Source organism: Halobacillus sp. B29 (assembly GCF_052246755.1).
In the GTDB taxonomy this organism is placed as follows: Bacteria; Bacillota; Bacilli; order Bacillales; family Halobacillaceae; genus Halobacillus; species Halobacillus halophilus.
Map to the genome: position 1 here is coordinate 302,500 of NZ_JBQQCM010000003.1, position 14,477 is coordinate 316,976.

Below are 14,477 nucleotides of genomic sequence, written 5' to 3' on the forward strand. Positions count from 1 at the left end.
TTAAATAGTAGCATATCTTGGAGTCGTTTCGTATCGATTTTGCCAGTAAGAATCAAAAAAACCCCCTCTGGAATTCGCTGAGGGGGTAATCAGATTAGTTTTTCACTTTAACCACTACGGTCGTCAGAGGCTCTAGCGTGATGCTGTCTTTATCCAGTGTAAAACCAGACGGGTCTTTTACTTTTTTCGTACCTGCTTCGTCTCTATCCACCAGAACCTTTTCTTTTCTAAGATCTTCTTCAAGCGATAGCGAACGTTTCTCGCTATCCGCGTTTATGAAAACGTAGTAGGTGCCTGTATGATCTGTGGACTCATTCCTGTAGCCAATCAGAAGGTCAGAGGATTCTATTTCAGGTGCTTTGATTAAGCTTACATTTTCATTTACCAGCTTCTCCGTACCTAAACGGAAAGCATTAGTGGATTTTCTAAGCTCAATCAAACCTTTCGTGTATTCCATGGTTTCTTTATGAATTCCTTCTTCCTTAACTTTATCCCAGTCAAACATGTTGACTGCATCAGAAGAATCATAGGAATCGTGTATGAAGTAAGGGTTATCAAACGGTTTACCATTTTCATCTACCATATAAGTGGACTTTTCCTCTGGCACGCCGTCTCCCTTCCATTGCTTTGTTCTTCCGTATTCTTGACCAGCATGAAGGAAAGAGATGCCTTGACTTGTTAAAATCATAGAGTTACCAATTCGGATCCTTTTCTGAATCTCTTCTTCGTGTTCTGCAGGATCTTTTTTAATGGATTGGGCAATCACATCATGCAGCGGTAAATTATCATGGGCCGCAATATATTGAACGATATCTCCCGGATCATCTTCTGACACATTTCCAGGCTGGGCTTTAATATTGTTAAAAATCGTGTCAATATCTCTGGCGCCTCCGGTTATGAACCTAGGTTCACCTTCACTGCCAAATCCGGATTTTAACTCATTTCTTATTTCATCTGAAAAAACCGCTGCGCCGTTAGTCTCGTCCATCCAATCCTGATCAGCGGGCGTAACTTCATTCTCTGGACTTCCATCTCCTACAAACGTGCGCCATCCTTCCCCAAGCATGAGGATATCCGGGTTGATTTGTTTGGCTTCATCGTAAGCTTTTTGGACGCTTTCTGCATCCAGATCACCCATTAAATCAAATCGAAAACCATCAATCTTAAATTCGTCAACCCAGTATTTTATGGAATCTACCATAAGTTTTCTGGACATCGCATGGGTTGTGCCGACTTTACCGCCGCCATAACCGATTTTAGCGTTCCCTTCTTCATCCATAAAATGATAATAATCTGGGACCAGATCCTCGAGGATACTTACCTTGGCTGTATGGTTATAAACGACATCCAATACTACACCCATTTTATGTTTATGAATTTCTTTTACCAATTCTTTAAATTCTGCAATACGGGCTTCAGGGTCTGTAGGACGTTCAGAATACATCCCTGTCAGCGAGAAGTAGCTGTGGGGGTCATAGCCCCAGTTATAGTTATTGTCCTTTGAAGAATACTCCAGTTCCCGTTCATCAGCTTCAAATTCATCGCCAAAATAATATTTCATGACGGGAAGAAGCTGTATGTGCGTTACACCTAATTCCTTCAAGTAATCTAACTTTTCACCAAATGCTTCAAACGTGCCAAATTGGCTATCCAGCTCAGATTCAAGATCCGGGTCCGAGGTAATATCCCGTACATGCGCTTCCCAGATAATGGCATCCTCTCTTTTTTCAAATCCTTTAATTTTAGCGTAGTTAAGCTTCGGACCAATAGATGAAGGATCTACTATTGCCGCTTTACCTACTGTGTCTTCATCATCATCTCTGGAGGCAGCCATCGACTTGGCGTAAGGATCAAGTGCTGTCCTGGTCTCACCGAATGCTTCCACTTCATACTGGTAGTAATAACCAGTTAAATCTTGAACTCCAGTGTTCTGCTCATTTAGGGTTACTTCAAAGACCCCTTTTTCACCTTTAGTCATAGGGACTGACTTTTGTACAACATCATTCTGGTCCTGTTTATCGTAGAGAGTAACCGATACCTGTTCAGCTACAGGAGACCATACTTTGAGTTTAGTTGATCCATCTTTGTAAAGGGTAGCTCCAAGATCGTTTCCGTCATAGGAAAATTTCTTATCAATCAATTGCCAGGACGCCTTCACTTCTGTTTCCTGATCATTGAACTTTACCGTGTAGGCTTTCGTTACCTCCAGGACTTGCTTAATAGTTAATTGAGCCGTTTGACCTTCCACCTGAACCTCTTCGATCGTTAATGGCGTGCCATCGGGCTGCTCAATTGAAAAATCCCCTTTTGTCCAGTCAGCCGGTACATTACTTAAATGAACTTCTACTTGATGATCGTCTGTAATTTCAGCATAAGTCAGTTCTGTAGAAATTTCCGGTTGTTCTTCATACACATCGGCGTCACCCTGAACAAGCCAGAATTCTCTTTCACCTGAACTTGGAAAGCTTCTGTCTCCAGGTGTGTCCTTATCATCACCTTTATGTACGATAAAATTAAGTCCATTTTCGATATTTTCTACCGGTATGTCAGCATAAGCTCCCCAATCGGAACTGTTCTCAAAAAGTACGGGGTTACCCCAATCTACAGCGTAATTGATCGCGGGGTTCTGATCATCTTGATTCCATAAGTGCAGGCCCCAGTCTTTATACTCTTCATCCATACGTTTATAATGCACTCTGATATGATCCTCAGGAATGATTGATTCGCTCATATCTTCTCCACCTGCAAAGGATGGTGTGGGAAAAAAACTCATTAATAGAAACATAAAGAAACAAATCCCTCCAACAATAAAACATTGCAATTTACTCAAATTTACCCCTCCTTAAATTTTAGAAACCTAAAAATTTTAAACAACTTATTGATTAAACGTTTAACCATGACGATAAAAAAATGGAAACGCTAATTAAAACGTTTTCAATAAAAACCATAACATAAATTGGTAAATTTTTAAGTTATTGTGACAATTTTTAGAAAAGATTGGCACAATTACCTAAACATATTTTCTCATTTCTATTTGATGTTTATCATCTTGTACTTGATACGTTATAAATGTAAAATATGATAATTCAATGAATTTTTTTCTGAACATAATGCATATAAAAACCATTAAATGTTAATTTGTTCTATGTATATTATATGCCAATGTATTTAGGAGGCATTATCGATGAATAAAGAAGATTTACAAACTAAAATTGAAGAAACAAGAAAATATATGTATGAAACTTACAATCAAGGTGAGGATTACAATAAAGTTGTTAACATCTCTCAGCACCTGGACGATTTACTAAACAAAATGGTAAAGATCAAGAGTAATTGTAAATTTGTTTTCCTTCTGCTCCCTATCCTTATATAAAAGCTTAGAAGTTCTTGATATAGCAACCGCTAAGACTTACGTGAATATAGACTATTATCAATGACTTAACACAGCTTTAACACTCATAACTTCATAGCTTAATCCGATCCATATTTTTCATAATTCTACTGTCTAACATTTCGGATAAGTAATGCTCTTGTTCATTTACAAAAATTCCATTGGTCACGTCACCTGCTTTATAGATTAATATGATCATATTTACTATTTGTGATCATATTCAGGAAATTGGATGTTTTCCTTTTAATTGAGCAGTTTCAATGCACCCTTTGTCCTCTTGTGCTAAGCTTTAATGAGTTAAAATTGCGGCGTCTATTCAAACCTTTTGAATAGATGCTTTTATTTTTTACCGATTACAAATTAGGTGTTGTGAGCATGAAGAGACTGCTATTATTACTTGCTGGTTTTGCAGCCGGTTATCTATTTGACTTAATGAGTGCACCAGCGGGATGGCTGCTTGGAGCTATGCTCGTGGGTGCTTTCTATCGTCTGTTCATTAATGAGGTTAGCTATCCCAATTATTTGTTTAATCTTTCTCTTGCCGTTATTGGGATAAGCATCAGCTTAAGTATTCAAGTTTCGATGTTTCAAGAAGCTGCCAACTACTTGCTGCCACTAGCTTTAACACTGGTTACGCTACTTGCAGCAAGCTGGTTCTTAGGTAAGCTCCTTGCCAAATATTCGAACCTTGATGAGAAAACAGCCTTGTTCTGCTGCTTACCAGCTGGAGCTTCCGTAATGATGGCTCTGAGTAGAGAATATAATGCGAACATGAGCATGGTGGCTGCTTTTCAAACGGTAAGGATTATGATGCTTGTCTCTACTATTCCAATTGTCGCTGGTTTTATGACGTCCTTTATATCTACTACAGATGCTCAAGGAACAAACTTAGCCACTGGAAATGAAAGCAGCCTGTCTATGTGGACTGCTATTTTATTTTACTTACTGCTTACAGTTTTAACTCTATTACTGGCACGGAAATGGGCAATTCCTATTGCTCCTTTCTTATATTCCATTGTGTTAGGATTTTTGTTCATTACGTTGGTGCAGCCCTTGCCCTCTATGCCAAATCTGATGGTTGGCGCAGGGATGGTTTTACTTGGAGTGATCATTGGTTCCCGCTTTGATAGGGAATCGCTGTTAGAAATTAAACAGATTGGCTGGATGAGCCTGGCTGTACTACTGGCCTTCTTCTTACTTACTTTTGTCATCACCTTTGTATTTTATATTTTGACGCCACTTGACTTTATAACCAGCTTAATAGCCATTGTACCCGCAGGCGCCCCACAGATGGCATCCGTCGCATCTTCCCTTAATTTAGACGCAAGTATTGTAGCTGCCATGCAGGTTATTCGATTGCTGGTTATCATTTTAATTATTCCAATGCTCGTTCCGTTTCTGGTAAAAAAAGATTAAGACCATCTATAAGTGTCGAATGTAAAAAAATGGAGGGCCAGGTCCTCCATTTTTTTACATTCAAGAGTTAGTAAGGGTCTGCTTTAGTTCCTTTTCTCCGAGATACTCGTTTGCCGTTTCTAACCTTTCTTGTTAATAAACAGAATCCCATTCATAGCGTTCGTTTGAAAGAGACTTGTCTGACTTCATCCCCGCTTCCACTACAACTTCATTTGAATAGGACGATTTATGATTTTTAGGTTTATCCTCTCGTTTTTTCACATCCATCCCCTCTTTACGTAGTTTAAGGGTTTTAGCTGTTTCTATCCTATTAAAGACCAAGTTTACTTCCTTCTTTTGATGAAAAAAGCAGCATGGAGGGGACTTTCCCTCTCATGCTGCTCATTTAGTTCGTTATTCTTTTGGGGCCTGTTCATCTTCCGTCGTATTTTCCGACTCCTCTTCTTCCATAGTTGCAGAAGCTTCATCAAACTGCTTGGACGCTTCAGAAGAGAAGTTCGTTACATTACCTCTAGAAACATAACTTTCAAGCATAGCTTTCAAGTCCATTCCTGTAGTTTCCTTTAATGATTCCTGGATACCCAGCATGGTTGAAGTAACACTGTTTGCTACTTTCGCTGATCCGCCATTGGAATTCGATCCTCCCATGTCGATTACCTTCATATCCTTAATTTGAGATAGAGGAGCTGACACTTTCTCAGCATATTCAGGTAATACATTAATCAGCATTTCTACAATAGCTGCTTCACCATAGTGTTCCATAGCTTTAGCCATCCGTTCTTTAGATTCTGCTTGCGCAATTCCTCGCTGACGGATAACTTCCGCTTCGGACTCCCCTTTTATTCTCTCCGTATCTGCTTCAGCTTCGGCTCGTTTGGTTACTTCATAAGCTTCCGCGTCGGCAATGGAACGGCGTCGTTTATTTTCCTCCTCTTCCAGCTCAACGGCTCGCTGTTTCTCTATGTACTGAACCTTAAGTTCCTCTTCTTTTATTTGCTGAGCAAGCTTTTGACGTTCTAACTCGCCCGCTTGATTCGCGTTTTCTTTCGCACGGTTAGTATCTTTCTGGAATTCTGCTTCCTTAATATCCTTTTCCTTAGTTGATTCGGCTACAGCCGTAAGTCTCCGATTTTCTTCATCTTGTGCTTCCTGATCATTTTTCGCCTGATAAATGCGAGTCTCTTTCGTTGCATCCGATTCAGCCATGTTCGCTTTCTTCTGAACCTCAGCGATGTGCGGTCGACCGAGAGCATCAATATATCCATTTTCCTGGTCAACGTCTTCCACATCGTTTAAAGCGAATGAAGTGATTTCAAAGCCCATTCCTTTTAAATCAGCTTCTGCTATTTTTTTTACTTGCGTATTCACTTCTTTAAAGTCGTTATAGATCTTTTCAATAGGAAGAGAAGCTATAATAGAACGAAGATGTCCATTTAACACATCTTTCAATTCTGATTCACGCTCATTTTGTTTCTTTCCTAAGAATTTTTCAGCGAAGTTAGCCATAATTTCCAGTTCACTGCCTATGCTGATTACAGCCGTACTAGCTACTCTTACCGGAATTCCTTCTTTAGTATAAGCTTTTTCTGAATTCACTTGCAGCTGAAAAGAAGTTAAGTCAATCGGTGTGGCTGTTTGAAACATTCTCAAGCGATATCCACCGCCGCGAATGATTTTAACAGATCGTCCATTTTCATCTTCGAACACATTTTTTTCCTGCTGCGGATCTCCAAGTTTCGGACCTGTCACGATTAAAGCTTCGTTGGAGCTTGCCGTTTTGTAACGCAGGCGAAAAATCACAAAAGCGATAATTCCCCCTATTAGTACGACGATTCCTAAGACGATTAGGATGATTGCGAGTAAAGTATTCTCCAGCAAATTTACAACCCCTTTTTCTATTTTTCACTTATTTTTATTATAAAAAAATAAGTTCACCATTCCGTAACGAATTCGTACCGGGTAAAGTTTCACAATTTAATATATTTATTTTAAAATTTTCCTTTGAATTTCTCACCTTACAGAATACTCTTCTCAATGAAAAACCTCTCATATTTCCTTTGAAAGTATTATAGCTTTTAGCCAGGGACCTCCCATCTGTCATTCCGTTATTTTACAGATACAGAATTCCTTAATATAATCACCCCTGCTAAACATGCGCTTGATTATGGAAAAAGTTCTCATGATTTTATTATTTATATCAATAGCCAGTTCTCCTAATATAATCAAAAGAAAGGCTGTTAATCTATCTTGTTCTGAGATGTATAGTATATTAATCTTTCCGCAACTTGAATGTCTACACTATAAATTAGAAAAAATCTTTTCCCGGCTAAATCCACACGTGAAAGGATAAATAATAATTTTCCATATTTTAGTGCTGAAATCAATAAAAATTAACTTATATTACGATAAGTTTTAGTGGTATAATTCCCTTATTATGGGTGAGCGATTCCATTATTTAATCCTAAGGAGAATTAGATGCAGAGAGAATTTAAATATATTGGCGAAAAGATCATTAATCACAAATACCAGTTGGCTAAAACATATAGTAATCATATACCTACTATTTCTCAGGCAAATTTGGAAAAACGAGGGATGGACGAAAAAGAATATATGAGCGTGCGAGAAGAGCTTGTGGAGTTTTCAGGTGAAATACTATTCAAAGAAAAAGATGAGGTATACGAAAAGGTTCAGAGTTGGGCAAGGAAGGTTTCCTCTCTTACCATTGAATACGGGATATCTTTAACTGAATCCCTGCGAATTATTTCAGCCTATCAACCTATCATTTGGGATTTCTTCCAAGAGGAGCTGGAACTAGAGAAAATATCTCCGAAAACCGTAATTGAGACTACAAAAAAAATAGACCGTCTAGTGGACTTAGTGGTCAGAGTGTTTGGAGAAGTACACGAAAACCATAATCGACAGTTGGCTGCTACCGCTTATAGTGCGATGGAAGAATTATCAGTGCCCGTAGTCCCCGTTGCGGAAGGACTAGTAGTCATACCCCTGGTTGGGGAAATCGATACGAATCGAGCGGAACTTATTAAAGAAGTTACTTTAACCGAAACAAGTGGAACCGACATAGAGCAGGTCATATTTGATATATCGGGGGTCCCTATCTTAGATACTATGGTAAGTAATGAACTCTTTAACATTATTCAGTCATTAAAACTACTCGGCATTGAGACAAGTATTACAGGGATTCGCCCTTCTATTGCACAGACCATCACATCATTAGGAATCGACTTTAGCAATATTCATACGTGTGCCACCCTCCAGCAAGCCCTGGCTAAATTTGGATTGAAACGAGTAAAAACCCCTTAACAGCTCCTTGCTGCAAAAAGGGGGAGGGGTATCGTTAAGTGTTATATACTTGCCTCATTTGTTCAGGAAAGTCAATAAAAGGATTGCGATTCCCCTGAATGGAATAAATCGCCTGATTTCTATGCTGCTCATATAAACCTGGAGGTTCTGCCTGATGCCATTGAAGGAGTAGCTCTTCGTCCACTTTCTTTCTGTATCCGGGTTCAATTTCTTCGGGATATCTTAATAAGAAATACAGCATGGAACGAGCAACTGCACCTTTTGCATACTCTGGCTCAAAATATTCATTCTCTGCTTTTCCACACTGGCTTTCAACACGGTTTACTGCTGCCTCTTGAATGGGGTAATTTACAAAATCGTAATAAGGATAGTTGCTTCTGATTGAATTACATCGAGGGTCACATGTAAACAGATGATGAAGATCGCCTCGCATTGGTTCTTTTTTATCATACCAGGATTGTGGAACAACGTGTTCACAGTTATATTTCAAAAGACTTGAGAATTCACCCGGGATTTCAGGTTCTGCAGAGGCCGCTTTAATTTTCAAATAAGTTTCGAAATCTTCCTGAATGACATCTTCAGGTTCTCTTGCTTCGCCTGAGTAAATGCTTCTTAGCTTTCCATCCGGTCTTAAATCGACCCAAGGATATACATATTCGCTAGGATCATAGCGAACCTTTTCCTTGTGGGTGGACTGGACGAGTTCGCCTAATGCTTTACGATTCGCTTCTTGAAAGTTGATGTTCCTATAGTAGCTTTTTATTGATTGCTCGGACTTACCTGGGTCATAATACAATTTTTGATCTTTCAAGATATCCTCAACTGATGTTTTAGTTTGTAACAGACGCTGCTCCAGCTGCTTTACATCTGCATAGTCTGCTGACTGACGGTTTTCAAATTCCTTATCCATTGAAATTCCTCCTTTACTGTATAGCTACATTCTTATTAATAAACCGCATCTTTTTCTCCCATCCCCCCGTTCCATAGTAAGTGAAACGACCTGCATATATTCCTCTCACTATAAAAAAAGCGACACATTAAGCGCGCTGCAGCTACAGTTCCAGATTAACTAGTTAACATAATAATATTATGATTAATAATGATTTTGACTTTCCCAACTTAGAGCTCATCTTTAAGGGGTCCCATCCCCTCCAGCTCCCCCTCTTTCATAGTATCTTGCCGTTTTCTCATGTGCTTTGTCATATGCTGCTTCCTTTTTCGTTCTCCGCTGCTTGTTCAGTTCATCTCCATAGAACCTATTGGTGTTTCCGCCAAAGAAATTCCGAAGCATACCATAAAGCAATGGCAGTACGAGTAAAGAAATAATTATCATTAAAAACCAAAACCCGCTGATCATTATGAAAGGATCCTCCTTTTTCTTTAAACTTTTCACAAATATTTTCTCATAATCTAATAATTGGTTAAATTAATCCCCCTTACAATTGCTGATAGATTCATTTTACAGACAATCTTACGAATGTGTTAGATCATGTCTGCTCTTTTTGTTCAGAGTAGGAATCAGGCCTTAGAGATAGTCGCATTCTGCGGCCCTGTTCACCCGGGACGAATGGTTTCATGAACACTCTCGAAACTGGGTATCTAAGTCTATGGAATCTCAGCTTGGTAACCCGTTTATGGAAAATAGGTACCTGCGTTTTACCAATACCAAAAAAAAGAAGCCCTGATGGACTTCTTTGTTAAGAACGTTTACTTGTAAACAAAAGGAAAATAAAATAAGGAGCTCCTATAGTGGCTGTAAACACCCCCGCCGGAACTTCTAAAGGTAAGAATACGGTGCGGCCGATTAAGTCTGCTCCCATAACGAGAATAGCGCCGATTAAAGCTGATATCGGAATTAGCGCTCCATAGGAGGACCCTACCAGGCGTCTGGAAATGTGCGGAGCCATTAACCCTACAAAGCCAATTCCGCCAGCAAATGCTACAGCGATACCTGTGAGTGCGGTAGCTAGTATCAGGAAGATAAGCCGGTCCCTATTCAAGTTAGCACCAATACCAGCAGCCGTTTCGTCTCCAAGCTCATGAGCGTTAATCCTTCTCGCTACCACTAATGAAAGGAATAATAATACCACCACGACCGGTATAATGACCCTTACCTCTTCCCAATTAGAACCATACACACTGCCTGTAAGCCATATGTTTGCCTGGGAAGCCCGGTAAATAGGACCTACAATCATAAGAGTAGTGATGATGGCTTGTGTAAGAGCAGATATGCCGACTCCAATGATGATTAATCTCATAGGGGAAATCCCATTCTTATAGGCTAAAACATAAAGCATAACACCTACAAGAGTAGCACCTGCAAAAGAAGCAAGAGGCATCCAGCTTATACTAACGGTTAAAGCATTATCTTCGTTACTGAAAACCGCCAGAAAAGCAACCACTCCAACGCCTGCACCACCTGTAAGACCTATAAAATCAGGCGAAGCAAGCGGATTTCGTATCATCCCCTGAAGAATGGCTCCGCTTACAGCGAGTGCCATACCTACAAACAAGGCATTCAGAATTCGCGGCATTCGAAAGGAATTCACAATCATCTGGTTTGCACTTTCGCCCTGTCCGGCAAAAACCTTTAATACCTCCACAGGATGAACAAAGAGTTCTCCCAATGAAGCCGAAAATAGAAAAACAACCAACAACACTACTGTTAGCACTCCTAAAATCGTTAACGTTTTAGGGTCATATCTGTTTCTTGTATGTCGAATAGAAGTTTCTTTACTCATGAGCTTTCTCCCCCTTTACGCGCTATATAGAAGAAGAAAGGCGTTCCTATAACGGCCGTCATAACTCCTACCGGTACTTCTTCCGGCATGATTACGTACCGAGCGCCTACATCAGCTAATAAAAGTAATACAGCGCCCATGATCCCTGAATAGGGTACCACCCAACGGTGATCCTGGCCAACCATCCACCTGGCGAAGTGTGGAACCACAATTCCTACAAATCCTATGGGGCCCGCAACCGCTACAGCACCTCCAGCTAAAAGAATAATAATGATTCCTGTTACAGCTTTGATCCAAACCGTTCGCTGACCTAAGCCCTGGGCCACGTCTTCTCCCATAAGAAGAATGTTAATATGCCGGGCAATAAATAAGGCTCCAATCCAGGCAGCAGCTAAATAAGGGAGCACTGGAGTTAAATTCCCAAGATCTCTGCCCTGGACAGATCCTGCCAACCAGAACAAAACTTCATCCAGTGCTTTCTCATTTAAGACCAGCATTCCTTGAGTAAAAGAAGAGAAAAGCGCTGCTATGGCCGCTCCAGCAAGTGTCAGCCGCATAGGTGTGAGGCCTTCTCTTCCTATTGAACCAATTGCATAAACAGTGATTGCCGCGAGTGCAGCTCCGGCAAACGAGATCCACGTTAGTCCGCCTAAAGGCACAGCAGGTACATAAGCAATAGCAAGGACCACTAAAAAGGAGGCTCCAGCATTAACCCCAAATATTCCCGGTGATGCTAAAGCATTCCTTGTTAAAGCCTGCATTAACACTCCAGCCATAGCCAAAGAAGCACCTACACAAGCTGCAATAATGGCTCTCGGAAACCTTACATCTGTAATAATGATATGTTTATTGGATTGATCAAAATGAAAAAATGCCTCGTAGACATCAGCGAAATGAACATCTGTGTATCCTAAAATAACACTGGCTAAGGTAGACAGGAGGAGTACTAGTACCCCTATGAAGATCCCTATTCCCTTCCAGACTGTTGAATGTAATACCATAAACCTTATCCTTTCAAAACTTATACTTCCCAAATCCTAGTAATAAGTCTATTTGTAGAACGTATGAGTGTCAACGAATTTGAGAATCATTTTCAATTTAACTACAAAAATATGACAAAATCTATTGACTTCTCTCTCGATTTTATATAATCTCTTATTGTAAATGATAATCATATTCAATTAGGGAGTTGCTATTATGTTAAAAAGATTCTTAGCACCATTAGCTCTATTGATGATTCTTTCATTGGTTTTATCTGCTTGCGGAAATTCTTCATCTGAAGAAGATACCACCCAGGACAGCGAAGATAATTCTAATGATTCTGGATCTGAAAACTTTGAGCCATACACAATCGAACATGCAATGGGAGAAACAACGGTTGAGGAAAAACCAGAGCGTGTCGTCATCCTTACTAATGAAGGTACAGAAGCCCTTCTAGCTATGGATGTTAAACCTGTAGGAGCAGTTAAATCCTGGACAGGCGATCCATGGTACAACCATATCAGCGATCAAATGGAAGGCGTAGAAGTTGTTGGGGACGAATCTAACGTAAATATTGAAAAAATCCTTGAACTGGAGCCTGACTTGATCATCGGTAACAAACAGCGTCAGGAAGATATCTATGAAAAGTTAAACAAAATTGCCCCTACAATTTTCTCTGAAAAACTACGTGGCGAGTGGCAAAGTAATTTCATGACCTACGCTGAAGCTCTAAATATGGAAGATAAAGGTCAACAGCTGATCGACGAATATGATCAGCGACTAGAAGATTTTGCCGATCAAGCCGGAGATAAATTAAATCAAAAAGTATCAGTCATTCGTTTCTTGCCGGACCATGTCCGAATCTATCATAAAGATTCTTTCTCAGGTGTTATTTTGGAACAAATCGGGTTCGAGCGACCTGAATCCCAGGATGTAAATGATTTTATGGAAAAAGCAACTAAAGAAAGAATTCCAGCCATGGATGGAGACGTCCTCTTCTACTTCACGTATGAAACAGGAGATGGAGCAGCAAGCAACCTGCAAGAAGAATGGTTAAACGATCCCCTCTTCCAAAACCTTGATGTTGTAAAATCAGGAGACGTTCATGAAGTAAGTGATGCGATTTGGAACACAGCAGGCGGATATATTGCAGCTAATGAGATGGTAGATGATTTGGAGAAATACTTCTTAGAAAATGAAGAATAAGCTAAAAAGGAATGGCCAGGAAATCCGGCCATTCCTTTTTTATAATGCTCTGTTAAGTTTCCGTGTTGATTTTAAGGTAAAGCTCCCGTTTGTTGAAGACTCAGTTTCGAGATAATCTGGGTCCGTTACGATATTTGGAGAAGGGCTGGTGGGGATATAACTCACTTTCCTATGGGGGAACGGTGAGCTTCCTCGCTCGTTTCACTCCCTGCGGGATCTCACCTAGTTCCTTCTCCCATGGGAGTCTCGCCATTTCCCCACCAACCCAACTCGATTAAGGGGATCGGACCCTGCTAATAGGAGAAACGGGGAAGCTGAAATTGTCTAAAATGCTTCTATAACGGGGGTTACCCTTTGGACAGACTCGGAATTTAACGTAGGCCGTTCTTCCTCAGATGGAGTATATACGTAAAGGATTTCGAGCACTCCATGATCGCAAAGGGGAGGAAGGGAACGGCTAAGACTCCTGTGGGATGAACATGATCGGTGAGATCCCGGAAGGCGTAGCCTGAGGAAGCTCATCACATGCCCACGGAAAGCAAGCCGTTCCCTGGAGCCCCTTCTCCCCCCAATATCTCGACACTGAGTCTTCAAAAATCCGGCCCTATTGTGTAATAAGCATCTTATGAAAAATCAACAATACTCTATAACAAAGCCTTTTATAAAGTATTTCTGCTATTTCAGCTTAACCCAACGGTAATGTGTATTCGTTCTACCTGCCTCTTTTCACCTGCCGTTAAGAAAGTTTATTAAACGCAAAGTTCTCCTCCCCTTCTAGTTTGTGATACGAGCGGGAACATTGTAAAATCCAAGATAGGATAAAAGTTCAGCAGAAAGTAGGTTCGATTATGAGTCTATTCATTCGTTTTTTGATCGTAGCCATAATAATAGCAGGATGTTCGAGTCAGGATACAACTCAATCCAACCAGGAGAATGATACTTCACCCGTAAATATAACCGAAAGGAAATTAGATGAAGTTGTGTTCACGTACAAAAGTCAGGACTATCAGGCCAAATACTACATTGAATGTCTGGCACAAGCTGAGTGTGAAGATTTTCGTCAAAAGGAAATTAAAGTAACGGACAGTCTTGACCAGTTAAAAGAAGCCATCAAGCCAGGGTTAATCAATGCGGACATAGGAGATAAAGTGCAAATAAAGTTTCCGGAAAGCTTTCCTGAACCTGATTTTCTCTCTTATCAAAAAATTCAAGGCGGTACGGCTATTGAAGAAAAAGTAACCAATCAGTCCATTACGATTAAAGGTGAAAAGGATAAGAATATGACTTACATCATTGATGCCGCCTGGGGAAGTTCAACGGTAACTACAGCCTCGGTCAAATTTGTTTTTCTTGTACCTCCAAAAGCTCAGTAAAAAGCGGAAATTTCAGTTAACCTGAAATTTCCGCTTCTTGTTTACTTA

Annotated in this window: 12 protein-coding genes; 5 read left to right on the top strand and 7 right to left on the bottom strand. The window is 40.2% G+C overall.

Going from position 1 to position 14,477, the window contains the following annotated elements:
* Positions 1-94: 94 nt before the first annotated feature.
* A complete protein-coding gene (locus ACTWP7_RS05825; protein ID WP_443122379.1) occupies positions 95-2,830 on the bottom strand; it encodes a pullulanase in 2,736 nt (911 codons plus the stop codon).
* 354 nt (positions 2,831-3,184) lie between these two features.
* Between ACTWP7_RS05825 and ACTWP7_RS05830 the strand changes: the two genes are divergently transcribed.
* The gene (locus ACTWP7_RS05830) at positions 3,185-3,373 is read left to right on the top strand and encodes a Spo0E family sporulation regulatory protein-aspartic acid phosphatase (RefSeq protein ID WP_443122380.1); all 189 of its coding nucleotides are present in this window, start codon (positions 3,185-3,187) and stop codon (positions 3,371-3,373) included.
* Positions 3,374-3,766: 393 nt separating this feature from the next.
* Complete coding sequence (locus tag ACTWP7_RS05835) at positions 3,767-4,807, top strand: AbrB family transcriptional regulator (RefSeq protein ID WP_443122381.1); 1,041 nt, start codon at positions 3,767-3,769, stop codon at positions 4,805-4,807.
* A 132-nt stretch (positions 4,808-4,939) separates the two neighbouring features.
* Here ACTWP7_RS05835 and ACTWP7_RS05840 read toward each other — a convergent pair whose 3' ends face one another.
* Positions 4,940-5,068, bottom strand: a complete 129-nt coding sequence (locus ACTWP7_RS05840) for a hypothetical protein (protein ID WP_443122382.1) — start codon at positions 5,066-5,068, stop codon at positions 4,940-4,942.
* A gap of 132 nt (positions 5,069-5,200) precedes the next feature.
* Complete coding sequence (locus ACTWP7_RS05845; protein WP_443122383.1) at positions 5,201-6,685, bottom strand: flotillin family protein; 1,485 nt, start codon at positions 6,683-6,685, stop codon at positions 5,201-5,203.
* A gap of 597 nt (positions 6,686-7,282) precedes the next feature.
* Here ACTWP7_RS05845 and ACTWP7_RS05850 point away from each other — a divergent pair.
* A complete protein-coding gene (locus ACTWP7_RS05850; protein ID WP_443122384.1) occupies positions 7,283-8,128 on the top strand; it encodes an STAS domain-containing protein in 846 nt (281 codons plus the stop codon).
* Positions 8,129-8,162: 34 nt separating this feature from the next.
* On the opposite strand, the gene ACTWP7_RS05855 is transcribed toward ACTWP7_RS05850, so the two are convergent.
* The 4 genes from ACTWP7_RS05855 to ACTWP7_RS05870 form a co-directional block, all read right to left on the bottom strand.
* On the bottom strand, positions 8,163-9,038 hold the full coding sequence (locus ACTWP7_RS05855; protein ID WP_443122385.1) for an endonuclease I family protein: 876 nt from the start codon (positions 9,036-9,038) through the stop codon (positions 8,163-8,165).
* Between the two features lie 222 nt (positions 9,039-9,260).
* Positions 9,261-9,485, bottom strand: a complete 225-nt coding sequence (locus tag ACTWP7_RS05860) for a hypothetical protein (protein ID WP_443122386.1) — start codon at positions 9,483-9,485, stop codon at positions 9,261-9,263.
* Positions 9,486-9,825: 340 nt separating this feature from the next.
* Complete coding sequence (locus ACTWP7_RS05865; protein WP_443122387.1) at positions 9,826-10,869, bottom strand: FecCD family ABC transporter permease; 1,044 nt, start codon at positions 10,867-10,869, stop codon at positions 9,826-9,828.
* Complete coding sequence (locus ACTWP7_RS05870) at positions 10,866-11,870, bottom strand: FecCD family ABC transporter permease (protein WP_443122388.1); 1,005 nt, start codon at positions 11,868-11,870, stop codon at positions 10,866-10,868. The genes ACTWP7_RS05865 and ACTWP7_RS05870 overlap by 4 nt, the downstream gene beginning before the upstream one ends.
* A gap of 196 nt (positions 11,871-12,066) precedes the next feature.
* Between ACTWP7_RS05870 and ACTWP7_RS05875 the strand changes: the two genes are divergently transcribed.
* Positions 12,067-13,056, top strand: coding sequence for an ABC transporter substrate-binding protein (locus tag ACTWP7_RS05875; protein ID WP_443122389.1), 990 nt, complete (start codon positions 12,067-12,069; stop codon positions 13,054-13,056).
* Between the two features lie 848 nt (positions 13,057-13,904).
* A complete protein-coding gene (locus tag ACTWP7_RS05880; protein ID WP_443122390.1) occupies positions 13,905-14,429 on the top strand; it encodes a hypothetical protein in 525 nt (174 codons plus the stop codon).
* Positions 14,430-14,477: the final 48 nt, after the last annotated feature.

Excerpts from the sequence above, each read along its gene's own strand:
- ACTWP7_RS05830 (WP_443122380.1), top strand. The coding sequence starts at position 3,185 with ATGAATAAAGAAGATTTACAAACTAAAATTGAAGAAACAAGAAAATAT.
- ACTWP7_RS05835 (WP_443122381.1), top strand. The coding sequence starts at position 3,767 with ATGAAGAGACTGCTATTATTACTTGCTGGTTTTGCAGCCGGTTATCTA.
- ACTWP7_RS05850 (WP_443122384.1), top strand. The coding sequence starts at position 7,283 with ATGCAGAGAGAATTTAAATATATTGGCGAAAAGATCATTAATCACAAA.
- ACTWP7_RS05855 (WP_443122385.1), bottom strand. The coding sequence starts at position 9,038 with ATGGATAAGGAATTTGAAAACCGTCAGTCAGCAGACTATGCAGATGTA.
- ACTWP7_RS05860 (WP_443122386.1), bottom strand. The coding sequence starts at position 9,485 with ATGATCAGCGGGTTTTGGTTTTTAATGATAATTATTTCTTTACTCGTA.
- ACTWP7_RS05865 (WP_443122387.1), bottom strand. The coding sequence starts at position 10,869 with ATGAGTAAAGAAACTTCTATTCGACATACAAGAAACAGATATGACCCT.
- ACTWP7_RS05870 (WP_443122388.1), bottom strand. The coding sequence starts at position 11,870 with ATGGTATTACATTCAACAGTCTGGAAGGGAATAGGGATCTTCATAGGG.
- ACTWP7_RS05875 (WP_443122389.1), top strand. The coding sequence starts at position 12,067 with ATGTTAAAAAGATTCTTAGCACCATTAGCTCTATTGATGATTCTTTCA.
- ACTWP7_RS05880 (WP_443122390.1), top strand. The coding sequence starts at position 13,905 with ATGAGTCTATTCATTCGTTTTTTGATCGTAGCCATAATAATAGCAGGA.